Annotated in this window: 17 protein-coding genes; 10 read left to right on the forward strand and 7 right to left on the reverse strand. The window is 68.2% G+C overall.

All coding sequences use genetic code 11. The annotated features are described in order from the left end of the window. Positions 1–48 precede the first annotated feature (48 nt). Positions 49–1,524, reverse strand: coding sequence for an HD domain-containing phosphohydrolase (locus H3O04_RS04935; RefSeq protein WP_202587239.1), 1,476 nt, complete (start codon positions 1,522–1,524; stop codon positions 49–51). Positions 1,525–1,823: 299 nt separating this feature from the next. Between H3O04_RS04935 and H3O04_RS04940 the strand changes: the two genes are divergently transcribed. Beyond that, positions 1,824–2,399, forward strand: a complete 576-nt coding sequence (locus H3O04_RS04940; RefSeq protein ID WP_200160354.1) for a DUF308 domain-containing protein — start codon at positions 1,824–1,826, stop codon at positions 2,397–2,399. 106 nt (positions 2,400–2,505) lie between these two features. On the opposite strand, the gene H3O04_RS04945 is transcribed toward H3O04_RS04940, so the two are convergent. After that, positions 2,506–3,852 carry an MFS transporter gene (locus tag H3O04_RS04945; protein ID WP_202587240.1) on the reverse strand — a complete coding sequence of 449 codons (1,347 nt, stop codon included), beginning with the start codon at positions 3,850–3,852 and terminating at the stop codon, positions 2,506–2,508. 298 nt (positions 3,853–4,150) lie between these two features. Here H3O04_RS04945 and H3O04_RS04950 point away from each other — a divergent pair, with 298 nt between their 5' ends. From H3O04_RS04950 to H3O04_RS04980, 7 genes are all read left to right on the forward strand, one after another. Then, a complete protein-coding gene (locus H3O04_RS04950) occupies positions 4,151–5,188 on the forward strand; it encodes a LacI family DNA-binding transcriptional regulator (protein ID WP_202587241.1) in 1,038 nt (345 codons plus the stop codon). A gap of 188 nt (positions 5,189–5,376) precedes the next feature. Continuing rightward, positions 5,377–7,158, forward strand: a complete 1,782-nt coding sequence (locus H3O04_RS04955; RefSeq protein ID WP_202587242.1) for an IlvD/Edd family dehydratase — start codon at positions 5,377–5,379, stop codon at positions 7,156–7,158. A 32-nt stretch (positions 7,159–7,190) separates the two neighbouring features. Next, the gene (locus tag H3O04_RS04960) at positions 7,191–8,372 is read left to right on the forward strand and encodes a fumarylacetoacetate hydrolase family protein (RefSeq protein WP_202587243.1); all 1,182 of its coding nucleotides are present in this window, start codon (positions 7,191–7,193) and stop codon (positions 8,370–8,372) included. Between the two features lie 321 nt (positions 8,373–8,693). Continuing rightward, a complete protein-coding gene (locus H3O04_RS04965) occupies positions 8,694–9,584 on the forward strand; it encodes a LysR family transcriptional regulator (RefSeq protein ID WP_202587244.1) in 891 nt (296 codons plus the stop codon). Positions 9,585–9,658: 74 nt separating this feature from the next. Beyond that, entirely contained in the window at positions 9,659–11,065 is a 1,407-nt protein-coding gene (gene tcuA / locus H3O04_RS04970; protein WP_023474593.1) for an FAD-dependent tricarballylate dehydrogenase TcuA, read from the forward strand. Further along, on the forward strand, positions 11,052–12,254 hold the full coding sequence (tcuB, locus tag H3O04_RS04975) for a tricarballylate utilization 4Fe-4S protein TcuB (protein WP_234621841.1): 1,203 nt from the start codon (positions 11,052–11,054) through the stop codon (positions 12,252–12,254). Before tcuA ends, tcuB begins: the two co-directional genes overlap by 14 nt. A gap of 65 nt (positions 12,255–12,319) precedes the next feature. Continuing rightward, positions 12,320–13,636, forward strand: coding sequence for an MFS transporter (locus H3O04_RS04980; RefSeq protein ID WP_202587245.1), 1,317 nt, complete (start codon positions 12,320–12,322; stop codon positions 13,634–13,636). A gap of 100 nt (positions 13,637–13,736) precedes the next feature. Here the strand turns inward: H3O04_RS04980 and H3O04_RS04985 are convergent, their stop codons facing one another. Then, complete coding sequence (locus H3O04_RS04985; RefSeq protein WP_202587246.1) at positions 13,737–15,554, reverse strand: methyl-accepting chemotaxis protein; 1,818 nt, start codon at positions 15,552–15,554, stop codon at positions 13,737–13,739. 351 nt (positions 15,555–15,905) lie between these two features. On the opposite strand from H3O04_RS04985, the gene H3O04_RS04990 reads away from it, so the two are divergent. Continuing rightward, positions 15,906–17,492 (forward strand): methyl-accepting chemotaxis protein, encoded by a 1,587-nt coding sequence (locus H3O04_RS04990; protein ID WP_043886364.1) that lies wholly within the window; start codon positions 15,906–15,908, stop codon positions 17,490–17,492. 189 nt (positions 17,493–17,681) lie between these two features. Further along, the gene (locus H3O04_RS04995; protein ID WP_202587247.1) at positions 17,682–19,643 is read left to right on the forward strand and encodes a phosphatase PAP2 family protein; all 1,962 of its coding nucleotides are present in this window, start codon (positions 17,682–17,684) and stop codon (positions 19,641–19,643) included. 56 nt (positions 19,644–19,699) lie between these two features. Here the strand turns inward: H3O04_RS04995 and H3O04_RS05000 are convergent, their stop codons facing one another. The 4 genes from H3O04_RS05000 to H3O04_RS05015 form a co-directional block, all read right to left on the reverse strand. Beyond that, positions 19,700–19,966, reverse strand: coding sequence for a hypothetical protein (locus H3O04_RS05000; RefSeq protein WP_226241413.1), 267 nt, complete (start codon positions 19,964–19,966; stop codon positions 19,700–19,702). 66 nt (positions 19,967–20,032) lie between these two features. Then, positions 20,033–21,556, reverse strand: a complete 1,524-nt coding sequence (locus H3O04_RS05005; RefSeq protein WP_202587248.1) for a UxaA family hydrolase — start codon at positions 21,554–21,556, stop codon at positions 20,033–20,035. Further along, complete coding sequence (locus H3O04_RS05010) at positions 21,553–22,713, reverse strand: mannitol dehydrogenase family protein (RefSeq protein WP_202587249.1); 1,161 nt, start codon at positions 22,711–22,713, stop codon at positions 21,553–21,555. The genes H3O04_RS05005 and H3O04_RS05010 overlap by 4 nt, the downstream gene beginning before the upstream one ends. A 31-nt stretch (positions 22,714–22,744) precedes the next feature. After that, the gene (locus H3O04_RS05015; RefSeq protein ID WP_202587250.1) at positions 22,745–23,755 is read right to left on the reverse strand and encodes a zinc-binding alcohol dehydrogenase family protein; all 1,011 of its coding nucleotides are present in this window, start codon (positions 23,753–23,755) and stop codon (positions 22,745–22,747) included. Positions 23,756–23,758 lie beyond the last annotated feature (3 nt).

Below are 23,758 nucleotides of genomic sequence, written 5' to 3' on the forward strand. Positions count from 1 at the left end.
CCGGGCCGTCCTTCCGCGCACGAAGGCGAATCCGCAGCGCGGAGCGCGTCACAGCAACCCCAGCGCCGACGCCTTGAGGGTCGCCGCGGCACGCGTCGAACATTCGAGCTTGCGGAACGCCTTCTCGACATGGGTTCGCACCGTGCTCGGACTCATCGCGAGCGCCTGCGCGACCTGCTTGTTGCTCGCGCCGCGGGAGATCGCCCGCAGGACGTCGATTTCCCGTGCGGACAGGCGCGGGCCAGCGGGCGACGCGCCCGTGGCGGTGCGCCGAAGCAAGGGCGCGTCACCCGTCACGAGCGCGGCCACCGCTTCGCCGCATAGCCGGCCGCACGCAACTTCTTCCTGCAACTGGCCGGCAGCGGCCGCATCGCTCAGCGCCGCGCGCCACGGACGCGCCGAGCGCAACGCGACCCACGCCAGCGACGCCGCCAGCACGCGCGCCTCCAGCGTCAGCGCCGCCTCGCGCGCGCCGCGAAAATAGCCCGAGCCGTCCTGCCGTTCATAGGCATACGACGCGAGCACCGCGGCTTCGCCGAGCGCGCCGGTCTGCCGGCCGGCGCGCTCGGTCCAGTACGGCACGAGCCGCACCTTTTCCCACGCGCTCGCAGGCAGCCGCGTCGGCAGATTCCACACGTCGTTCGGCACCGCGGCCCTGCCGATGCCCTGAATCAGTCCGGCACGGTACACGCGTTCGCGCGCCGCCTCGTCCGGCGAGAGACGGCCGTAACACGCGGCCGCCGTCGCGGCGACCGAACGCGAAAAACCCGTCATCCACGGCAGTTTCAGATCGATGACGTCTGCAATCAATTCGGCGGACGTCGCGCCCTGCATGTCCGGCGTGGCCAATGCGGCGTCCAGGTCGGCAGGCGCCATGTGCTCGAGCGCCGCCAGCCAGCGCGGCGCCTCACGCGCAGCCGTCTCGACGAGCATGGCCGGGTAGCGTGACCCCGCGCGTTGCCCGATCAGTTCGACGGCCCGCTCGATGCCGTACGTGCGGCTGAACACGTCGAGGTCGCCCGCGAGCGCGACGATCGACACGGCGGCCGGCACCTGTTCGTGCACGAGCCGGGCGGGCAGCCCGTTGCCGTCCCAGGTTTCGAAGATATGCCGCAGCGCGGTTTCCGTCGCGCTGGACAGACCGAGTATTCGCGCCACCTCGCCCGAGACTTCGCAATGGATCTGTGCGAGCGGGATCAGCGCGACGCCCGCCCCGCCGATCGCTTCGGCGATGCCGGGCCGGCCCTCGAGCATCGCGGCACGGATCGCGACGTCGTCGCCGAATACCTGCGCGAAACCCGCCGCGTTCGCCGTACAGCCCGACCAGCGCAACAGCGCCACTTCGCGCGCCGTGTCGCACACCGATGCGTCGAATCGTGCCGCGTGCGCGAGCTGCGCCGCCAGCCAGCCGGTGCGCGGCGAATGGTCTGTCGGCTGGCCCATGCTGAGGTCGCCGATGAAGGCCAGCGCGCGTACGGCGTCGAATATGCGCAGCAGGGCGTGACGGGCTTGGGCGTCGGACATCGGGCGGGGCCGGGACGTTTGCAAGGATGGGAAAACGATCATACGCGACGGCGTCGCGGCGTGCATGCGCATGCGCGTCGGGGCTCGGGGCTCGGGGCTCGCCGCAGCCGGCCCGGCGCGAAGTGCGCCCGCCTCGGTGCAGGCAACCGGAGGACGTCGCCATCGGACATCTGACCGATAGCGGCAAGGCCGGGCGATTGCGATACTCGGCGCACTGGAGATCCGGGCGGCACCGCATCCGCATGGCGGAAGCCCTGCATATCGGCCGGAACGACGATTCAATGTACAAAGGAGTGCAAATGGCTGACCGCTACCCCGAATTTCGTTCCCCTGCCGACGAACAATGGCTGAAACGGTACTACTTTTCCCGGGCGATATTCTCGCTGATCTGGGTCGCGCTGGCGTTTGCCGTCGGCCGGCAGAGCGCGGCCGGCGCGGCGGTCCTGCTGGTGGTTTATCCGGCCTGGGATGCGCTCGCCAATTTCGTCGACCTGTCCCGCAGCGGCGGGATGGCGGCAAACCGCACGCAGGCGCTCAACGTCGCGATCAGCGCCGTCACGACGCTGGCGGTATTTCCGGCGTTGAATGCGGGCATGCATGCGGTGCTCACGGTGTTCGGCGTCTGGGCGATTCTCTCCGGCGCGATGCAGCTCGGCACCGCCGTGCGACGCTGGAAGCTTGCCGGCGCACAGTGGGTGATGATCCTGAGCGGTGCGCAATCGGCACTGGCCGGCCTGTTCTTCATCGTCCAAAGCCATGCGCCGATGCCGCCCGCGATCGTCAAGATCGCGGGCTACGCGGGAGTCGGTGCGCTTTATTTCCTGATATCCGCGATTTGGTTGCAGGTGCGAGGGATGCGACGCAGCGTGTCGTGAGCGCCCGGATGCGACGCTGCCGTAGCAGGGTGTCGCGCCGGCCACTCGCCGCGTGGCGCATCCGTTGCGCAGGCCTCGCACCGCGACCTGACGTCGTGCGAATGCCCTACCGCCTCACCGGCGGCCGCAGGATGTCGCGCGGAATCGCCGCGATCAGCACGCAGCTGACCAGCAGGCACGCGCCCAGTGCGTAGGTCCCGTTGTTGATGTTGCCGGTCATCTGCTTGGCGACGCCGGTGATCATCGAGCCCGTGAAGCCGGACAGGTTACCCACCGAGTTGATCAGCGCAATGCCGGCGGCCGCGGCCGTGCCGGACAGGATCTGCCCCGGAAAGGTCCAGTAGATCGGCATCAGCGCGAGGATGCCGCACGTGGCGATGGTCAGGAATACGATCGACAGCGCCACGTTGTGCGCGAACGCCGCGCTCAGGATCAGGAAGACGCCGCCGATCAGCGCGGGAATCGCCGCATGCAGGCGTCGCTCGCCGGTCCTGCGCGAGTGCGACGCGTTCCACACCATCGCGAAGATCGCGGTCAGGTACGGAATGGCCGTCAGCACACCGATGTGCAGCGGGCTCTGCACGCCCGACGCGCGGATGATCGACGGCAGCCAGAACGCCAGCCCGTAGAAGCCGGTATTGAAGGTCAGCAGGATGAAGGTGAGCAGCCAGACGCGCGGGCTGCGCAGCGCGGCGCCGATGCTGTGCGACTTGTGCGCGGCCTCGGCTTCGAGGTTGCGCGACAGCACCGCCTTTTCGTCGCCGGACAGCCACTTCGCCGACTGCGGGCCGTCGCCCAGGCACGCCAGCACGATGAACGCCACCACGATCGACGGCAGCCCTTCGAGCAGCAGCATCCACTGCCAGCCGCTCATGCCCGACAAGCCGTGCGTCTGCTCCATCAGCCAGCCGGACAGCACGCTGCCGAGCGTCAGGCTCAGCGGGATCGCGACCAGGAAGCCCGACATCGCCACGCTCTGGCGCCGCGCGGGGAACCAGTAGTTCATGTACAGGATGACGCCCGGGAAAAACCCCGCTTCGCACAGCCCCAGCAGGAAGCGCAGCGTGTAGAACATCGTGGTCGTCTGCACGTGGAAGAACTGTGCGAGCGGCACGATGAACGCCATCGACGACGACACGATGCCCCACGTGATCATGATCCGTGCGATCCAGAAGCGCGCGCCGTAGCGGTGCAGCAACAGGTTGCTGGGCATCTCGAACAGGAAATAGCCCCAGAAGAAGATGCTGGCGCCGAGCGCATAGACGCCGTCGCTCAGGCTCAGGTCGTCGAGCATCTGCAGCTTGGCGAAGCCCACGTTGACGCGGTCCAGGTAGGCCACGACGTAGCAGAGCAGCAGCAACGGCAGGATGCGCCGCATGACCTTGCGATAAAGGGCGTCTTCGGACGAGTCGGCCGCGGCCGGTGCGGCAGCGGCCTGCGTAAGGGATGGCATCGGTCTGTCTCCTGTTTATGTCGATCTTTTTCGTACCGGCGAGTGCATTTGACGCATCGATGTTACCGATAACATTCGGTGGCAAAAAAAAGTCGGCGAGGCGACGGGAGCGATCAGCACGTTGATACCGGTAACAAAATCGAAGGTAGCACGTCGCGACAGACACGTACAAGTGTCGCCGGACGCGTGGTTTCCCTAGTACGACCCTCACCGCGACGGGCACGCCGCGACCGTGCCTGAACGATATGCCGCACCGGTATGATGTAGCCTTTCCGGCTCTCTCCCGATCGCGATTCCGATGCCCAGCCCCACCGCCGTCCGGCCCGCCGGGCCGCCCCGCATGTCCGACGTAGCGCGCCTCGCCGGCGTATCGAAGATGACGGTATCGCGCGTGCTCGCGGGCCACAGCGTGGCCGCCGAGACGCGTGCACGGGTCTGCGAGGCCATCGACCGGCTCGGCTACGTGGCGGATGCCGCCGCCGGCGCGCTGTCGTCGGGGCGCTCGGAATTCGTCGCGGTACTGGTGCCGTCGCTGTCGAGCTCCAACTTCTCGGACACCGTGCGCGGCCTGACCGATGCGCTCGAACCGCATGGCCTGCAACTGCTGCTCGGCGACACCGACTACGACCTCGAACGTGAAGAGCGGCTGGTCCGTTCGATGCTGCGGCACCAGCCGCGCTGCATCGCGCTGACGGGGTCGCAGCACACCGACGCGACGCGCAAGGTATTGGAGCGCTCCGCGATTCCCGTGGTCGAGATGTGGGACCTGCCCACGCGCCCGATCGATACTGCCGTGGGCTTCTCGAACGTGCGGGCCGCCCGTGCGATGGTGCGCCACCTGGCCGAGCGTGGGTATCGGCGCATCGGCTTTCTCGTCGGTGCGAGCGAACTCGATCGCCGCGGCCTCGATCGGCTCAAGGGCTACCAGGCGGAGATCAAGGCGCTGGGCCTGGGCGAACCGCGCGTCGTGCGGCTCGGCGAATCGCCGATCACGATGAGCCACGGCGGGCCGGCGATGGCGGCGCTGCTGGAGCGCTGGCCCGACACCGACGCGGTAATGTGCGTGAGCGACATGTCGGCGTTCGGCGCGATCATGGAATGTCATCGGCGCGGGCTGTCAGTGCCTGCCGACATCGCAGTGGCCGGCTTCGGGAACTTCGAAGTGGCGACCTGCTGCCACCCGACCATCACGACCGTGTCGGTCGACGCGTACGGCATCGGGCTGCGCACGGGCGAGGCGTTGCTGGCGGCGCTGCAAGCGCGCGACCGCGGCGAGCCGGCCGCATCGAAAAGCATCCGGATCGACTACACGATCATCGTGCGGGAAAGCGCCTGACGGGCCGACGGCCGGGCGCCCGCCGACGCGCGACGTGCGCGGCCTCGCATCGGCCCCCTGGCCTGCATCTGCGCCACGCGCACACGAAATCCCTTCCGCTACGCAAAAAACCCGTGCTAACATCCCATCGATGTTACCGGTACCATCCGGCACGCAAAATCAAGAAGGCCCTTCGGAGACAGCCTGCCATGTCACACCCCCCTCGCCGTCTGCGCAGCCAGGAATGGTTCGACGACCCCGCGCACGCAGACATGACCGCGCTCTATGTCGAGCGCTTCATGAACTACGGGCTGACGCGCGAGGAACTGCAATCGGGCCGCCCCGTCATCGGCATCGCACAGACGGGCAGCGATCTGGCGCCATGCAACCGCCACCACATCGAGTTGGCCGAACGCACGAAGGCCGGCATCCGCGATGCGGGCGGCATTCCGATGGAGTTCCCCGTGCATCCGCTGGCCGAGCAAAGCCGCCGGCCCACCGCCGCGCTCGACCGCAACCTCGCGTACCTCGGGCTGGTGGAAGTGCTGCACGGCTTTCCGCTGGACGGCGTGGTGCTGACGACCGGCTGCGACAAGACCACGCCGGCGTGCCTGATGGCGGCCGCCACCGTCGACCTGCCCGCGATCGTGCTGTCGGGCGGCCCGATGCTCGACGGCTGGCACGAGGGCAAGCGGGTCGGCTCGGGCACGGTGATCTGGCATGCGCGCAACCTGCTGGCCGCCGGCGAGATCGACTACGAAGGCTTCATGCAGCTGACCACGGCTTCGTCGCCGTCGATCGGCCACTGCAACACGATGGGCACCGCGCTGTCGATGAACAGCCTGGCCGAGGCGCTCGGCATGTCGTTGCCGGGCTGTGCGAGCATTCCCGCCGCGTACCGCGAGCGCGGCCAGATGGCTTACGCGACCGGCAAGCGCGCGGTCGAGCTCGTTCGCGAAGACCTGCGCCCGTCGACGATCATGACGCGCGCGGCGTTCGAGAATGCGATCGTCGTCGCGTCCGCGCTCGGCGCATCGACCAACTGCCCGCCGCACCTGATCGCGATTGCGCGCCACATGGGCGTCGAGCTGAGCCTGGAAGACTGGCAGCGTTTCGGTGAAGCCGTGCCGCTGCTCGTCAACTGCATGCCGGCCGGCGAATACCTCGGCGAAAGCTTCCACCGCGCCGGCGGCGTGCCCGCCGTGCTGCGCCAGCTCGATGCGGCGGGGCTGCTGCGACGCGACTGCCTGACCGTGTCGGGCCGCGCGATCGGCGAGATCGCCGACACCGCGCAGGACGCCGACCGCGACGTGATCCGTACGCCCGACGCGCCGCTCAAGCATGGCGCCGGCTTCATGGTGCTGTCGGGCAACTTCTTCGACAGCGCGATCATGAAGATGTCGGTGGTGGGCGACGCGTTCCGCCGGACCTACCTTTCCGCGCCGGGCGCGGAGAACACGTTCGAAGCGCGCGCGATCGTGTTCGACGGCCCCGAGGACTACCACGCCCGCATCAACGATCCCGCGCTGAACATCGACGAGCGCTGCATCCTCGTGATCCGCGGCTGCGGCACGGTCGGCTACCCGGGCAGCTCGGAAGTCGTGAACATGGCGCCGCCGGCCGAACTGGTAAAGCGCGGCGTGACGTCGCTGCCGTGCCTGGGCGACGGCCGCCAGAGCGGCACGTCGGCCAGCCCGTCGATCCTCAACGTGTCGCCGGAAGCGGCAGTGGGAGGCGGCCTCGCGCTGCTGCGCACGAACGACCGCGTGCGCGTGGACCTGAACCGCCGCAGCGTCGACGTGCTCGTCGACGAGGACGAACTCGCGCGCCGCCGCGAGACCGCCAGCTTCACCGTGCCGCAGGCGCAAACGCCGTGGCAGGAACTCTATCGCCGCTTCGTCGGCCAGCTGTCCACCGGCGGCTGCCTCGAACCGGCCACGCTGTACCTGAAGGTGATCGAGCAGCGCGGCAACCCGCGCCATTCGCACTGACCCCACCGCCTCCGACTCTTGCCGAGCTGACCATGCGTACTCCTTCCGTTTCCGACTGCCTGCCGCACGACCTCGACCACGCGCTGCTGATCGGCCGCGTCTGGCGGCACGACGGCGCCCACGCGGGCCCGAGTGTCGTCGCCGTGCGCGGCGGCGAAGTGTTCGACATCACGCACGCCGTGCCGACCACCGCGGACCTGTTCGACCGGCCCGACGCAGTCGCCATCGCGCGCACCGCTGCCGGCGAATCGCTCGGCCGCGTCGAGCCGCTGCTGCAGGCGGCGCTCGACGGCACGCCGGGTGCCACGCACCTGCTCGCGCCGTGCGACGTGCAGGCCGTCAAGGCGTGCGGCGTGACCTTTGCGGTCAGCCTGATCGAGCGCGTGATCGAGGAACAGGCCGGCGGCGATCCGGCGAAAGCGCGGGAGGTACGCGACACCATCGCCGCGACCATCGGCACCGACCTGTCGAAGATCGTGCCCGGCTCGGAAGCCGCGCTGCGCCTGAAGGCGGAACTCGAGCGCCGCGGCGCGTGGTCGCAATACATGGAAGTCGGCATCGGCCCGGATGCCGAGGTGTTCTCCAAGGCGCAGCCGATGTCCGCGGTCGGCTTCGGCGCGGACGTCGGGCTGCTGCCCGTGTCGGTGTGGAACAACCCGGAACCGGAGATCGTGCTGGCGATCGCCAGCGATGGCAGGCCGGTAGGCGCGACGCTCGGCAACGACGTGAACCTGCGCGACATCGAAGGCCGCTCCGCGCTACTGCTCGGCAAATGCAAGGACAACAACGGCTCGTGCGCGATCGGTCCGTTCGTGAGGCTGTTCGATGACGGCTTCACGCTCGACAGCGTGCGGGAATGCAGCGTGTCGCTGCGCGTCGAAGGCGCGGACGACGGCTTCGTGCTCGACGGCATCAGCCACATGCGCGAGATCAGCCGCGACCCGGCCGACCTCGTCGCGCAGACCTGCGGCGCGCATCACCAGTATCCGGACGGCTTCATGCTGTTCCTCGGCACGATGTTCTCGCCGATCCAGGATCGCGACGCGCCCGGCGGCGGCTTCACGCATCACCTGGGCGACCGCGTGACGATCTCCACGCCCGCGCTCGGCGCGCTCGTCAACACCGTGCGGCTTTGCACGGAGATCGCGCCGTGGACCTTCGGCGTGCGTGCGCTGTATGCGAATCTGGCGGCACGCGGGCTGCTTGCCGGATGAAAGCGGGAAACGCGGCGACATGACGCCCTGCGCGAACGACGTCGACGGACAGTAGGCGAAGCGGTGTGAAATCGGCGTTCGCGCCGGCATGCACGTAGCCGGCCTTCGCTGCGCGACCCGAACACTCGCCGAGCCGGAACGGCGCCGCCAGCCGATCCCGCCATCCCGAAGTCTTTCCGGCGGCGCTCCACGGCCTCGGCGGACGCGATTCGCCCCACCGATGCCTCGTCGGCTGCGACAATACCGCGGCTGAGTCAATTCGAGGTATCGAGGGAACTGAGGCAACTGCGCTATTTCGTCCGCGTCGTGGAACACGGCAGCATGGGCAAGGCCGCGTTGGAACTGGGCGTGGTGACGTCCGCCCTGAGCCAGCAGATCAGCCGGCTCGAGAGCGAGTTGTCCACGCGCCTGCTGCAACGCACCTCCACGGGCGTCGTGCCGACGGACGCCGGCCTTGCCTTCTGGAGACAGGCGCAACTCGCGTTGCGCCACGTCGACGATGCGGCGCTTGCCGCGCGTCAGGCGCGCCTGTCGGGACACGTCAGCGTCGGACTTGCGCCCAGTACGACCGGCGTACTCGGGCTCGCGTTCATGCAGGCGATGCGACAGCGCTATCCGGATGTCCGCTTGCGCATGGTCGAGAGCCTGTCGGGCTATCTGGGCGCGATGCTGAGTGCGCGCCAAATCGACCTGGCGATCCTGTTTCGTGAAGAACCCGCACAGCGCTGGAGCGTGATGCCGTTGCTCGACGAACATCTGTTCGTGATCGGCGCCCCCGGCCTGCCGGGGATGCCCAACGGCCCGCACGTCCGTCTGGCGGACCTCGGCGCCATGCCGCTGATCCTGCCGAGCGGCCCGCATGGCCTTCGCGCCTTGCTGGATGCCGCATTCGCCCGCACCGGCTTCACCCCGCACATCGCCGCCGAAGTCGACGGCCTCGCGATGTTGATGGATGCGGTGCGCGGCGGGCTCGGGGCAACCATTCAACCGGGCGCGGCGCTTGCGCGGCTCGAGAACGCCACGCTTACGAGCGTCCCGGTCGCGGACGCCCACGCGACGCGGCCGAACGTGATCGCGAGCGTCTCCGACGACGAGTTGTCGCCCGCCGGGCTCGCCGCGCGGGTCGTCCTCGCCGACGTGGCGCGCGAGATCGTCGCGGCACGCGGGTGGCCCGGCGCCACGCTGCGCGAGCCGCCTCTTCACAAAAACTGAAGACGTGTTGCCGCTCCGCTGATGGCGGCACGCGAGGCCAATCCGTAGAGTGCGTCTCAAAGGAGACGACTCAGATGATCGATGTTCTCGTAATCGGCGGCGGCAACGCGGCGCTGTGCGCCGCATTGATGGCGCGCGAAGCCGGCGCGTCGGTGCTGCTGCTCGAAGCGGCGCCGCGCGAATGGCGCGGCGGAAATTCCCAGCACACCCGCAACCTGCGTTGCATGCACGACGGCCCGCAGGACGTGCTGGTCGGCGCCTATCCGGAAGAAGAGTACTGGCAGGACTTGCTGAAGGTCACGGGCGGCATCACGAACGAGGCGTTGGCCCGGCTCGCGATCCGCGCATCGGCGACCTGTCGCTCGTGGATGCGCGCACATGGCGTGCGGTTTCAGCCGCCGCTGTCCGGCGCACTGCACGTGGCGCGCACCAATGCATTCTTCATGGGCGGTGGCAAAGCGCTCGTGAACGCGTATTACCGCAGCGCCGAAGCGCTGGGCGTCCAGATTCGCTACGACACGCCCGTCGACGCCATCGAACTCGACGGCGAACGCTTCGTCGCCGCGCGTAGCGGAAACCGGCGCTTCGAGGCGCGCAGTTGCGTGCTCGCGGCGGGCGGCTTCGAATCCAACCGCGAATGGCTGCGCGACGCGTGGGGACAAAACGAGCGTGGCGAATGGCCCGCCGATAATTTCCTCATCCGCGGCACGCGGTTCAACCAGGGCGTCCTGCTCAAGGCGATGCTCGACGCCGGCGCGGATGCGATTGGCGACCCGTCGCAGTCGCATTGCGTCGCAATCGACGCGCGCGCGCCGCTCTACGACGGCGGCATCTGCACACGGATCGATTGCGTGTCGCTCGGTATCGTCGTCAACCGCGATGCGCAGCGCTTCTATGACGAAGGCGAAGACTTCTGGCCGAAGCGTTACGCGATCTGGGGCCGCCTCGTCGCGCAGCAGCCGGGGCAGACCGCCTACTCGATCATCGATGCCAAGGCCGTCGGACGCTTCATGCCACCGGTATTTCCGGGTGTCCGCGCCGATTCGTTGCCGGAGCTCGCGCGCGGGCTGAACCTGCCCGAACGAGCGTTCGTGGAAACGCTACGCGCGTACAACGCCGCATGCCGGGCAGGCACGTTCGATCACACGACGCTCGACGACTGTCGCACCGAAGGCGTCAGCCCCGCGAAAACCCACTGGGCACGCCCGATCGATACGCCGCCCTTCTTCGGCTACGCGCTGCGTCCCGGCATCACGTTCACGTATCTCGGGCTCAAGGTCAACGAGCGCGCGCAGGTTCACTTCGGCGGACGGCCGAGCGGCAACCTGTTCGTTGCCGGCGAGATGATGGCCGGCAACGTACTGGGCAAGGGTTACACGGCGGGCGTCGGGATGTCGATCGGCACCGCGTTCGGCCGTATCGCGGGCACCGAGGCGGCGAAGGCCGCGCAAACGACCGGAGTTGAACATGCACGATATTGAAGAACAAGTTCGCGACGCCCACGCGCTCACGCCCGCCGGCCGGCCGTCGACACGCGCGAGCGGCGCCGCCGTGATCCGCATCGTGCCCGTCACCGACCACGAAGCGGAAGTCGCGCGCCAGATGCAGATCTGCAATGCGTGCCGCTACTGCGAAGGATTTTGCGCGGTCTTTCCGGCGATGACGCGCCGGCTCGAGTTCGCGAAGGCGGACGTCAACTACCTGGCCAACCTGTGCCACAACTGCGGCGCGTGCTATCACGCCTGCCAATATGCGCCGCCGCACGAATTCGCGGTGAATGTGCCGAAGGCGATGGCGCAGGTCCGGCTCGATACGTATGTCGAATATGCGTGGCCCGCCGCGCTGGGCAAGCTCTACCGGCGCAACGGCCCGACCGTCGCGCTCGCGCTCGCGATCGGGCTGGCGCTTTTCCTGATGCTCGGCGTCGCGATGCACGGCTCGCTGCTGAATGGTCCGTCGGGCGGCCGTTTCTATGCGGTCTTTCCGCACAACCTGCTCGCCGCAGTGTTCGGCTCGGTGTTCGGGCTCGCCATTCTCGCGCTCGGGGTGGGCGTGACGCGTTTCTGGCGCGACGTGTCGTCGGGCACGGCAAGCATGCCGGCGGTTGCCGAGGCGGCGAAGCACGCGCTCGCGCTCACCTATCTCGACGGCGGCCACGGTGACGGCTGCAACGAATCGGACGATGCGTTCACGCTCGCGCGGCGCCGGTTTCATCACTTCACGTTCTACGGCTTCATGCTGTGCTTTGCCGCCACGCTCGTGGCGACCGTCTATCACTACGCGCTGGACCTGCACGCGCCGTACGCGTTCCTGAGCCTGCCCGTGCTGCTCGGCACGGCCGGCGGAATCGGTCTGCTGATCGGTCCTGCTGGCCTCTTGTGGCTCAACCTGCGGCGCGACCCCGCGCGGACCGATCCGGCACAACGCCCGATGGACCGCGGCTTCATCGCGCTGCTGATGCTCGTGAGCGCGTCGGGACTGGCGCTGCTCGCGTGGCGCGACAGCAGCGCGATGGCGACCCTGCTCGCCGTTCATCTCGGCATCGTGATGGCGCTGTTCGCCACGTTGCCGTACGGAAAATTCGCGCACGGAATCTTTCGCTGCGCGGCGCTGCTCAAGTCGTCGATCGAAAAGCGCCAGGCCGACCGCCTGCAACTCGGCTCGGACTGAATCGGGCCAATCGAAGCGGTCCGCTTCCGGGCCGCTTCGCACAATACATCCAACGGAGACACCCCATGCATCCCTCACCGTCGATCGCGCCGGACAGCACGGCCGCAGGCACGTCGAAGCTCGGCGCGGTCCTGCGCGTGACCAGCGGCAATTTTCTCGAGCAATTCGACTTTTTCCTGTTCGGCTTCTATGCGACCAGCATCTCGCGGGTCTTTTTTCCGGCCGCAAGCGAGTTCGCGTCGCTGCTACTGACGTTTGCCGTCTTCGGCGCCGGTTTCCTGATGCGCCCGCTCGGTGCGATCCTACTCGGCGCCTACATCGACGAAGTGGGAAGACGCAAAGGGCTGATCGTCACGCTCTCGATCATGGCGAGCGGCACGATCCTGATCGCGTGCGTGCCGGGGTACGCGACGATCGGGCTCGCCGCACCGGCGCTGGTGTTGCTGGGGCGCCTGCTGCAGGGCTTCTCCGCCGGGGCCGAGCTGGGCGGCGTGTCCGTCTATCTCGCGGAAATGGCCACGCCCGGGCACAAGGGCTTCTATACGAGCTGGCAGTCGGCAAGCCAGCAGGTCGCGATCGTCATCGCGGCGGCCCTGGGCTATCTGCTGAACCATCTGCTGACGAGCCAGGAAATCGGTGCATGGGGCTGGCGCATTCCGTTCTTCATCGGCTGCGCGATCGTGCCGGTCATTTTCGTGCTTCGCCGGACGCTGCAGGAAACGGACGAATTCAAGGCACGCACCCATCATCCGCGTGCACGCGAGGTGTTCGCGACGATGCTGCGGAACTGGCCCACCGTGTTTGCCGGCATGCTGCTCGTCGCGATGACCACGACGACGTTCTACCTCATCACGGTCTACACACCGACGTTCGGCAGGGCCGTCCTGAAACTGTCCACGGCGGACAGCCTGATCGTCACGCTGTGCGTGGGCGTGTCGAATTTCTTCTGGCTGCCCGTCGGCGGTGCGCTGTCGGACCGCATCGGACGCAAGCCGATTCTCGTGGCCATCGCGGTCGCGGCCATCGTGACGTCGTATCCCGCGCTCGCGTGGCTTTCATCCGCGCCCAGCTTCGGCCGCATGCTGGCCGTGCTGTTGTGGCTCTCGTTCTTCTTCGGCATGTACAACGGCGCGATGGTCGCGGCGCTGACCGAAATCATGCCCGCCAGCGTTCGCGTGGCCGGCTTCTCGCTTGCATTCAGTCTCGCGACCGCGGTCTTTGGCGGCTTCACGCCCGCGGTGTCGACCTATCTGATCGAGGTGACGGGCGACAAGGCCGCGCCCGGCTACTGGCTCAGCTTCGCCGCATGCTGCGGGCTGTGCGCGACCCTGTCGCTGTATCGCAAAGGCGGGACGGCGCGGCGTTCGGCGTCGCCTGTGTGAGAAGCGGCGCTCGCCTGCACGGCGCGGCTTCGCGCCGCCGCCATGCTCCGACAGTGCGTCGCATGAAGCCGAGGCTTGCCGGCCCCCGTCAACCGGACCATCACGCCGGCACCGCACGCTCCGCCAGCTTGAACTCCCCGACCGTCTGCGCGAGCCGCGCCGCCTGCTCGCGCAGCGACGTCGCGGCCGCCGCCGATTGCTCGACGAGCGCCGCGTTCTGCTGCGTCGTATCGTCGAGCTGCGACACCGCCTGATTCACCTGCTCGAGCCCGGTGCTCTGCTCCTTCGCGGCGACGCTGATTTCGGCGATCACGCTCGTGATGTTGCGCACGCCGTCGACGATTTCGTCCATCGTCGCCCCGGCCGTCTGGACCAGCCCGGAGCCGCCCTCGATCTTCTCGACCGACGAATGGATCAGCTGCTTGATTTCCCGCGCGGCCTGCGCGCTGCGCTGCGCGAGCGCACGCACCTCCCCGGCGACGACCGCGAAGCCGCGGCCGTGCTCGTTCGCGCGGGCCGCCTCGACGGCGGCGTTCAACGCGAGAATGTTGGTCTGGAACGCGATGCCGTCGATCACGCCGACGATGTTGGCGATCTCTGCCGACGCCTGCGTGATGTCGCTCATCGTCGACACGACTTCGCGCACGACCGTGCCGCCCCGCAGCGCGACATCCGACGCCGATTCCGCCAGACGGTTCACCTGGCTCGCCGCATCGGCCGAGTTGCGGGCCGTGCCGGCGATCTCCTCGAGCGCGGCGGCGGTTTCCTGCAGGCTCGACGCCGCGTGTTCGGTGCGGGCCGACAGATCCTGGTTGCCCTGGGCGATCTCGGCGCTCGCGAGGTTGACGGACGTGCTGAACGCGCGGATCTGCAGCAGGATCGCGCTGATCTTCTCGGCGAATGCGTTGAACGCCCGCGCGATCTGCGCGGCTTCGTCCGTGCCATCGGCGGGCAGGCGCTTCGTCAGGTCGCCGCTGCCGCTCGATACGTCCGTGAGCGCATCGCGCACCATCAGGATGCGCTTGAAGGCCGCGTTCGTCATCGCGCCGACGAGCGCGGCCGCGATGATGGCGACGATCACGATCGCCAGCAGCGTCGTCGTCGCGACCGCGCGCATGCCGGCCGTCACGTCGCTCTTGTCGAGCGCGAGTACCAGCGACCAGTCGGTGCCGACGATCGGTTGCGCGCGCATCAATTTGGCGGCGCCGTCGATGTCGACCGCGACGGGCGCGGCTGCCGTCTGCAGCGCGCCGAGATGGTCGGCATCGAGTTCCGGCGAAAGGCCGGTGGCCGGCTTCATGATCAGGTCGGTCTTGGCCGACGCGATCACGCGGCCGCCCTTGTCCACCAGGAATGCAAAGCTCGCCGGGGTCGGGTGAACGGAAGTCACGATCGAGCTCACGTTCTCCATGAACAGGCTGGCTGCCAGCACGCCCTTCACCGCGCCGTCGCGCACCACGGGCACCGCGAACGCCACGGCCGGCTTGCCGCTCGTCGCATCGCGGTAGAGCGCCGTCACGACCAGACGGCCCGCGCCGACGGCCTGCTTGTACCAGGGCCGCGCGGTCGGATCGTAGCCGGGCGCGAGCGGCACGTTGGAGAACGCCGTCTTGTCCGGCAGGCCGAGCGTCAGCACCTCGAAGCCGCCCGACTTGCCGAGCAGCTTCAACGCCGGCACCGGGTCGCCCTCGCCGATCGCGATCGTGTCCGCCAGCGCCTGGGTTTCGCGCGCGCGGCTGGCCACCCATTCGTCGATCGCGAGCGCATGCCCGGCGAGGATCGACTTGTGATTCTGGTCGATGGCCTCGTCGTTGTGGGTCTTGACGACGTAATAGACCAGCCCCCCGGTTACGGCCAGCGCCGTCACTACGATGGCGACACACGTCGCCAGTATCCGTGCGCGAATTGATGACAGCATGATGACTTCGGTCTCCGTTACCGCGTGATTGAACTGGATCGGTGAACAGGCTGATCCTGATCCATTTAACGGCACCGGGAGCGGGAAGTTGAGCGATGCCGGAAGGACGGCGACCGGCACGGACGCGTAGAGGGCGACACGGCGCGCTATCGCGAGGAGCGCAGGGGCCTGGGGCGTCGTGCGGAAAACGGCGCCGTTCGCCCGTTCATCGTGGCAAATACGGATCGCTGCCGGATTTTTTTGACGACAGGCAACACGCAAACGATTGCCCCCGGGGAGCGATCCTAAATTGTTCATTCACCGTTCCGATAATGAGGAAAGCTATTTGATATCAACCACTGGACTTTTCCCATGAATGATCGACGGTTAACGGTTCGTACGAAGCTGCTGATGGCTTTCGGACTGCTTACGTGCATGGTCGTGCTCGTCTCCCTCCTCGGCATCGTCTCGCTCGGCAACGCGAACGCGGCATTCGACGACTATGTCAACGGCACCAACGCCCGTGCGACCCTGGCGGACAAGATTCGCTTCGCGGTCGACCGGCGCGCGATCGCCGCCCGCAACCAGGTGCTCGCGGCCAGCCCGCGCGACGCGGACCTCGAGAAGGAGGCCGCACTGCAGGCCGACCGCGAAGTCGGCGCGCTGATGGGCGAACTGACGAATGCGGTCCGCGAGGGAAGCGGCGCGTCCGACAAGTCTCGCGAACTGGTTCGGCAAATCGGGGCGGTCGAGGCGCAGTACGGCCCGGTGGCGCGCGCCATCGTCGACGCAGCGGCGAACAACCGGCGCGACCAGGCGATCACGATGATCAACGAACAGTGCCGACCGCTGCTGGCCCAGCTCGTCGCGGCCACCGACGCGTATGCGACGTACACGCGCTTGCGGGCCGGCCAACTGGTGAAGGAATCGGACGATCGCTATACCTCGCGACGGCTGATGCTGATCGCGATCTGCATCGCCGCCGCGGCGGCGGCCGCGATCTCGGGCCTCTTCATCACCCGCGGCCTGCTGCGCGCGCTGGGCACGGAGCCCGCCGCGCTCAGCGAGATCGCCGGCCATATCGCCGCCGGCAACCTCGCCGCCGAATCCACGACCGGCGCCGCGCCGGCCGGCAGCGTGCTGGCTTCCATGCGGGACATGCAGGCGAACCTGATTCGCCTGATCTCGGAAGTCCGTACCGCATCGGGCAACGTCGCGACCGGGGCCGGCGAAATCGCGTCCGGCAACCAGGATCTCTCGTCCCGCACCGAACAGCAAGCCGCCTCGTTGCAGGAAACCGCGTCGAGCATGGAGCAGTTGACGTCCACCGTGCGCCTGAACGCCGACAACGCGCAGCAGGCGAGCGGCCTGGCCAACAATGCATCGGAGGTCGCCCAGCGCGGCAGCACGGCGGTCGGCCTGATGGTCGACACGATGACGGACATCAGCGCGAGCTCCGCCAAGATCGCCGAGATCACCGGCATCATCGAAGGAATCGCATTCCAGACCAACATTCTCGCGCTCAACGCGGCCGTCGAGGCCGCCCGCGCCGGCGAGCAGGGCCGCGGCTTCGCGGTGGTGGCCAGCGAAGTCAGGAGTCTGGCGCAGCGTTCGTCGAGCGCCGCGAAGGAAATTCGCGAGCTGATCTCGCAATCGGTTCAGAAAATCCAGGATGGCTCGCATATCGCGAACAACGCGGGCGATACGATGAGCCAGGTCACGCATGCGATCTCGCGCGTGACCGACATCATGGGCGAGATCGCCGCAGCGTCGAGCGAGCAGAGCCGCGGCATCGAGCAGGTCAATCTGGCCATCACGCAAATGGACGAAGTCACGCAGCAAAATGCGGCGCTCGTCGAACAGGCCGCTGCCGCATCGAAATCGCTCGAGGAACAGGGAAACCGGCTTGCCGAGGCCGTCTCGCTGTTCCGGCTGGACACGCGCACGGCCGGCGCGTAGGCCTGCGCCCGCCGCCCTGTATCGATGACGGACGCCATGGATTCCGGTGTCCGTCATGTTAAGCATCGGAAATTAACCAGATAGTGGGAATTTTCGCCGGCCGCGTGCGACGCGAAACAATTCCGTAACGACCGCGTAACGATCGTTCACCACAATCCTCCATCTTCTACCATCAGGATGGAGTCTTGCATGTTTGCGTCACGAAGCCGTTTCCCGCTGCACGTCGCAGCATTGTCGAGTGCGATCGTACTGGCTGCCTGCGGCGGCGGCGACGACGTCACGTCGACCGGCACGATCGCCGCGGCCGTTCCCGCGCCGCCCGCCGACCCCGGCTTCGTCGACAGCGCGCCGATCCCGAGCGCACCCGCTTTCGTCGACAACATCGCGACCAACCAGCGCGGCGATGCGCGCTATGCGACGCTGTCGACCAACGCCGCGGTGCGCGTGTTGAGCCGCTTCCTCGATCTGTGGCAGCCGGCGACGATGCTGGTCGACGCGGGCGTGACCGCGCCGGCGAACGGCGCGTTCCCGGCCATCTCGCCGTCGACGTGCTCCGGACTGCCGACCAGCGGCGTGCCGTGCGGCACGATCCTGAACGATGCGGTGTTGTCGGCCAACGTGCAGTACGTGATCAACGCGACGACCGCCCGTACGCCGCAACAGGCCGATGCCGCGTACTACGACGACCGGCGCGGCAAGGGATACAGCGTGACCGACGGCATGGGCCCGCTCACCGCCGCGTGGCGCACCGCGGCCCAGCAGTCGACCAGCATCACCAGCGTGCCCGCCGATGCGACGACCGTGCTGTACAACGATTCCGGCAACAACGTCGGCGTCGGCAGCAGCGGCGGCAACGCCGGCTTCGGGAAGGTCGTCGACCTGCTCAACGAAATGGGCAACAACGCGTCGACCGAACCGTCCAAGCGCTTCTTCAAATACGCGCGCCCGTACCGCTGGAGCACCAGCGTGGTCGTCGCGCCGACGCTCGTGCCGGCCGAAAGCACGACGCCCGCGACCGACGGCGGCTTCATCAGCGGCCACACGGCCGAGGCCGTGCGCGATGCGACGACGATGGCGTGGCTCGTGCCGGAACGCTTTCAGGAAATGGTGAGCCGCGGCCTCGAACTGGGCGAGAACCGGATTCTCGCCGGCATGCATTCGCCGCTCGACGTGATCGGCGGGCGCATGCTCGCACTGGCGGTCAGCGCGGCGAACCTGACCGCGTACGCCGGCGACGCGCAGGCCGCCTACACGCAAGCGCATCAGACGCTGCAGCAACTGACCGGCACGAGCGCCACCACGTTCTCCGCATTCGCGCACTCGGGCACGACGGCCACCGACCGGTTCGCCGACTACACGGCGAACAAGACCGCGTTCCTGCGCCGCATGACCTTCGGCTTCGGCGCGATCGAATCGACGAACGCACCGCCGGTCGTGCCGAAGGGCGCGGAGATCCTGCTGCAGACGCGCTTCCCGTACCTGAGCGCCGACCAGCGACGCGTCGTGCTGAAGACGACCGAGCTGCCGTCCGGCTATCCGGTCATGGACGACGCGGAAGGCTGGGGGCGCCTGAACCTGTTCGCGGCGGCCGACGGCTACGGAGCATTCAACGGCAACGTGATCGTGTCGATGGATGCGTCGCAGGGCGGGCTCAATGCCGCCGACCTGTGGCGCAACGACGTCGCGGGCGCCGGCAAGCTGACGCTGCAGGGCAGCGGCACGCTGACGCTGGCGGGCAACAACACCTACACGGGCGGCACGCAGGTGAGCGGCGGCACGCTGGCGGCCGCGTCGACGACGGCGTTCGGCAAAGGCGACGTGTACGTCGGCCCGGGCGGCAGCGTGCGAATCGCGGCCGCCGCGCCGGTGACGATCGCGACCCGCTACACGCAGCTCGACAACACGACGCTCGAACTCGACATCGACGGCAACGGCGGCGGGCGGCTGCGCGTGGGCGGGCCGCTCACCGTCGCGGGCGGCACGCTGCACGTGAAGTTCGTGAACGGCTACGCGCCGAAGGCCGGCGACACGATCACGCTGATCGACGGCGCAGCGGCTGCCGCGAAGTTCGCGACGGTGACGGTCGACGGGTTCAAGGCCACGCCGGGGTACACCGCGACGGGCGTGTCGATCACGTTGTCGGCGGCATAACCGGCGCAGACGATCGATCCTGCAACGGTGCCGCCCCCGGGCGGCTTCGGCTTCGGCTACGCGAAGCGACCGGAGGCGGCCATGCCGGCGCCGTCCGGGCCAGATCGCGTACCGAAGCGCCGTTGCAACTCGATGATCGTCGGCAGGTTGAAATCGTGGACGTCCGGCGTGGCGCCGCCCTGCCGCCGGCTCACCTCGACACAGAGTTCCAGCGCACGCGTGCGCGTCTCGGCGAGCAAGCGCAGCGCCTCGCCGAGCAAGCCCTTCTCCAGTTCCGACAGCGAGCCGTCGTGACTGATTTCACCGATCACCGGCTCGCTCATGCTGGTTTCCATCGCGGCTTCTCCTTCGCTGTCCGATTGCGCGCACTTCGCGCACCGCCTTGCGCGTCACATGACCGCGCCGCGCCGCCACGGCACGAACTCGCGTTCGCCGATGCCGTTGTCCTCGCTGCGGGATCTGCGTCCGGAGGCGACGTCTAGCATCAGCCGGAACAACCGCTCGCCCGCTTCGCCGACCGAGAGCGAACCGGCGACGATCCCGCCGCTGTCGAAATCCATGTCCGACTGCATCCGCTCGAACAGGCCGGTCGTCGTCGCGATCTTGATCGTCGGCACCGGCTTCGAGCCGAACACCGAACCGCGGCCCGTCGTGAAGCACACGAGATTCGCACCGCCGGCGATCTGCCCGGTGGCCGACACCGGGTCGTAACCGGGCGTATCCATGAACACGAGCCCGGCTTGCCGCACCGGCTCCGCATAGTCGTAGACCGCGCGCAGCGGCGAGCGGCCGCCCTTCGACACCGCGCCGAGCGATTTCTCGAGAATCGTCGTGATGCCGCCGGCGAGGTTGCCGGGCGACGGGTTGTTGTTCATTTCGCCGCCGTTGTCGGCGACGTAGCGCTCCCACCACTGCAACCTGCCGAGCAAGCGCTCGGCCACCTCGCGCGAGGCTGCCCGCGCGATCAGCAAATGCTCCGCGCCGTAGATCTCGGGCGTCTCGGACAGAATCGCGGTGCCGCCGTTGCGGACCAGCAGATCGACGGCCGCGCCGAGCGCCGGATTCGCGGTGATGCCCGAGTAGCCGTCGGACCCGCCGCACTGCAGGCCGACCGTCAGCCGCGAGGCCGGCACGGCGCTGCGACGCGCGCCGTCGGCCGCCTCCAGCAACTCGCGCACGATCGACACGCCTTTGGCCACGGTGTCGCGCACCCCGCCCTCGTCCTGGATGACCAGCGTGCGCACGGTGCCCGGCGCTGCCGCATCGAGCCGTTGCGCGAGCGCGCCGACCTGGTTGACCTCGCACCCGAGGCCGACCAGCAGCACGCCGGCGAAATTCGGGTTCCGTGCATAGCCGACGAGCGTGCGCCGCAGCAGTTCGATGCCGTCACCGGTCGCCGACATGCCGCAGCCGCTCTGATGCGTAATCGCGACGACGCCGTCGACATGACCGAACGCATCGAGCACGCCGTGCCGGTATGCATCGGCGATCGCATGACAGACGCTCGCCGAACAGTTGACGCTCGCGATCACGCCGACGTAGTTGCGGGTCCCCACGCTGCCGTCGGGCCGCACGAATCCGTCGAAGGTATCGCGGCGATCCGCGGCAACGTCGTGCGTGCCGCCGACCGACCCGTCGTCGTGCGCATGCCGCTCAGGCATCCCGACGTTGTGCACGTGAACATGCTCGCCCGCGGCGATGTCGCGCAGCGCGACACCGATCGGCTGCCCGCATTTGACGATCGCGTCGCCGCGCGCGATCGGCGCGGTGGCGATCTTGTGGCCGGCCGGTATCGCAGCCGCCGGCCGCAGCGGTGCGCCGTGCACGTCGACCGGCACCTCCGGCGCGAGCGCGTCGAGTGCGACGGCGACGTTGTCGTTGCCGTGAAGGATCACGATGGTCGGTTGCTTCACGATGGACTTCTCCCTGTCGTTGCGGCCGCCGGTTCGTAGCGGGCGACGAGTTGCCGCAACCGCGCTTGTTCGACCGGCACCGCCAGCGAATCCGCGAGCGCGAGCAGCGGCTCGATCCGCCGCGCGACCTTCTCCCGATGGTTGACCGCGATATCGGCGATGCGATGCGCGAGAAACGGATTGAGAAAGCGCTCGCGCACGCTGTCGACGTAGCGTTCCGCCGTGTCCCGCAAGCCCAGCGCGACGAATACCGGCGCGACTTCATCGCGCCACACGGCTTCGAGACCGTCGCGCAGCCGCGCATCGTTCATCGCGTCCAGCACCGTTTCCGATGCGTCGCGCCCTGCCGCGAGCCACTGCTCCGCGAGCCAGCTGTGCCCGAGATTGAGGAAGAACAGCTTCAGGCGCTCGTGGCTGCGCAAATCGTCGGTGACGACGATCTGCGCATGCGTGCACGGCAGCGCCATATCGGCACGCCGTTCGATCGCCCATAGCGCGTACGGCTCCGCGATCGCGCCGACCGGATGCAGCGGCTCGGACACGATGCGGTCGACGAGCGAGTTGACCCACACGCAGCGGCTGCACAGATAGTCGGTGAACGCATCGGGCAGCCGCCACTGGCGCGCGAGACCCAGCACGATGTCGCGCAACGTTTCGCCGTTGTTCGTCACCAGTTCGCAAGGCAGGATGGAGATGCCATCGTCGGGCCGCACCTGCCAGCGCGCATGCAGCAGCGCGAGCAGCTTCGCCGGAAAGCCGTGCGGTACGTGCGCCGGGTGGGCCAGCAGGTCCACGGCGTCGCGCGGATCGGGGCGATACCCTGCGTCGCCGGTATTCGACACGATCACGCGCACCGTCTCGATCGCGGCAGCGCGGATCTCCGCCCAGTCCCGCTCGGCGTCCCACGCGCGCTGCACGGCGCGGCACTCGACGACTTCGTCGACCACGCCGCCGCGCTCGCGCCCGCGAATTCGCACCGGATAACGACCGGTGGCGCGCAGCGCGTCGATGCGGGCGCGGCTGGCCGGATTGCCGGTCGTCTGCACGATGCCGATGCCGCCCATCGCGTTGCCGTCGTCCAGCGCCTGGGACACGAACAGGTCGACGTGCGCCAGCAGGAAGCGGCTGGTGCCGAACTGCAGGATCGGCGGCGTCATCGCGTGCGCTCCGCGTGCCGGATTCGATCGTTCAGCATTCGACGAGCGCCTTCACGACGGTCTGCCCCGCCTCCAGCAGGCGCGGCAGCGCATCCGGCACCTCCTCGAGCCGCATCCGGTGCGTGTTCAGCGCGCGATCCGGAATGCGCCCTGCACGCATCGCGTCGAGCACCGTCGCGAAATCCTCGGCCGTCGCATTGCGGCTCGCGAGCAACGTGGTTTCCCGCTTGTGGAACTCGGGGTCCGAGAACGCGACATGCCCGCGCACGATCGAGATCAACGTGTACTTGCCGCCATGCGCGACGAATTCGAAGCCGCGATTCATCGCATCGAGGTTGCCGGTCGCGTCGAATACCGCATCGAAATACTCGCCGTTCGTCAACGACGCGAGACGCGCCGCATCGGCTTCCCCCACCTCCACCGTCGCATCGACCGCGAGATGCTGCCGGCAAAACGCGAGCCGATCCGCCCGCGTATCGAGGCACGTGACATCGGCGCCGCGCAGCTTCGCGAAGATCATCGCCGCCATGCCGATCGGCCCGGCGCCGACAATCAGCGCCCGCTGTCCGGCACGGACGTCCGCGCGCCGCACCGCATGCGCGCCGATCGCCAGGAATTCCAGCATCGCCGCCTGATCGAGCGAAATGCCGTCGGCCTTGTGAACGAACTGCGCAGGCACGCTCAGGTATTCGGCGAGCGCGCCGTCGCGATGCACGCCGAGCACCTTGATGTTGACGCAGCAGTTCGTGTTGCCGTGACGGCAGGCGACGCAGTGTCCGCACGACAGATACGGCATCACGTACACCGCGTCGCCCGCACCGAGACCCGACTCCGGTTCCGCCTCGACGACGACCGCTGAAAGCTCGTGACCCATCACGCGCGGATAGTCGAGGTACGGCTGGTTGCCGGTGAAGATGTGCAGGTCGGTGCCGCAGATGCCGACCCGTTGCACGCGCAACAGCACTTCGCCGCTGCCGCGCACGGGCAGTTCGCGCTGCTGCACGCGCAGCACGCCGGGGGATTCGCAGATCACGCTGAGCATGTC

This window comes from Burkholderia sp. KCJ3K979 (genome assembly GCF_016759955.1).
GTDB classification, from domain to species: Bacteria; Pseudomonadota; Gammaproteobacteria; order Burkholderiales; family Burkholderiaceae; genus Burkholderia; species Burkholderia orbicola.

What these genes read in the sequence shown, in the direction of transcription:
- H3O04_RS04935 (WP_202587239.1), bottom strand. Translation starts at nt 1,524, where the DNA reads ATGTCCGACGCCCAAGCCCGTCACGCCCTGCTGCGCATATTCGACGCC.
- H3O04_RS04940 (WP_200160354.1), top strand. Translation starts at nt 1,824, where the DNA reads ATGGCTGACCGCTACCCCGAATTTCGTTCCCCTGCCGACGAACAATGG.
- H3O04_RS04945 (WP_202587240.1), bottom strand. Translation starts at nt 3,852, where the DNA reads ATGCCATCCCTTACGCAGGCCGCTGCCGCACCGGCCGCGGCCGACTCG.
- H3O04_RS04950 (WP_202587241.1), top strand. Translation starts at nt 4,151, where the DNA reads ATGCCCAGCCCCACCGCCGTCCGGCCCGCCGGGCCGCCCCGCATGTCC.
- H3O04_RS04955 (WP_202587242.1), top strand. Translation starts at nt 5,377, where the DNA reads ATGTCACACCCCCCTCGCCGTCTGCGCAGCCAGGAATGGTTCGACGAC.
- H3O04_RS04960 (WP_202587243.1), top strand. Translation starts at nt 7,191, where the DNA reads ATGCGTACTCCTTCCGTTTCCGACTGCCTGCCGCACGACCTCGACCAC.
- H3O04_RS04965 (WP_202587244.1), top strand. Translation starts at nt 8,694, where the DNA reads ATGGGCAAGGCCGCGTTGGAACTGGGCGTGGTGACGTCCGCCCTGAGC.
- tcuA (WP_023474593.1), top strand. Translation starts at nt 9,659, where the DNA reads ATGATCGATGTTCTCGTAATCGGCGGCGGCAACGCGGCGCTGTGCGCC.
- tcuB (WP_234621841.1), top strand. Translation starts at nt 11,052, where the DNA reads ATGCACGATATTGAAGAACAAGTTCGCGACGCCCACGCGCTCACGCCC.
- H3O04_RS04980 (WP_202587245.1), top strand. Translation starts at nt 12,320, where the DNA reads ATGCATCCCTCACCGTCGATCGCGCCGGACAGCACGGCCGCAGGCACG.
- H3O04_RS04985 (WP_202587246.1), bottom strand. Translation starts at nt 15,554, where the DNA reads ATGCTGTCATCAATTCGCGCACGGATACTGGCGACGTGTGTCGCCATC.
- H3O04_RS04990 (WP_043886364.1), top strand. Translation starts at nt 15,906, where the DNA reads ATGAATGATCGACGGTTAACGGTTCGTACGAAGCTGCTGATGGCTTTC.
- H3O04_RS04995 (WP_202587247.1), top strand. Translation starts at nt 17,682, where the DNA reads ATGTTTGCGTCACGAAGCCGTTTCCCGCTGCACGTCGCAGCATTGTCG.
- H3O04_RS05000 (WP_226241413.1), bottom strand. Translation starts at nt 19,966, where the DNA reads ATGAGCGAGCCGGTGATCGGTGAAATCAGTCACGACGGCTCGCTGTCG.
- H3O04_RS05010 (WP_202587249.1), bottom strand. Translation starts at nt 22,713, where the DNA reads ATGACGCCGCCGATCCTGCAGTTCGGCACCAGCCGCTTCCTGCTGGCG.
- H3O04_RS05015 (WP_202587250.1), bottom strand. Translation starts at nt 23,755, where the DNA reads ATGCTCAGCGTGATCTGCGAATCCCCCGGCGTGCTGCGCGTGCAGCAG.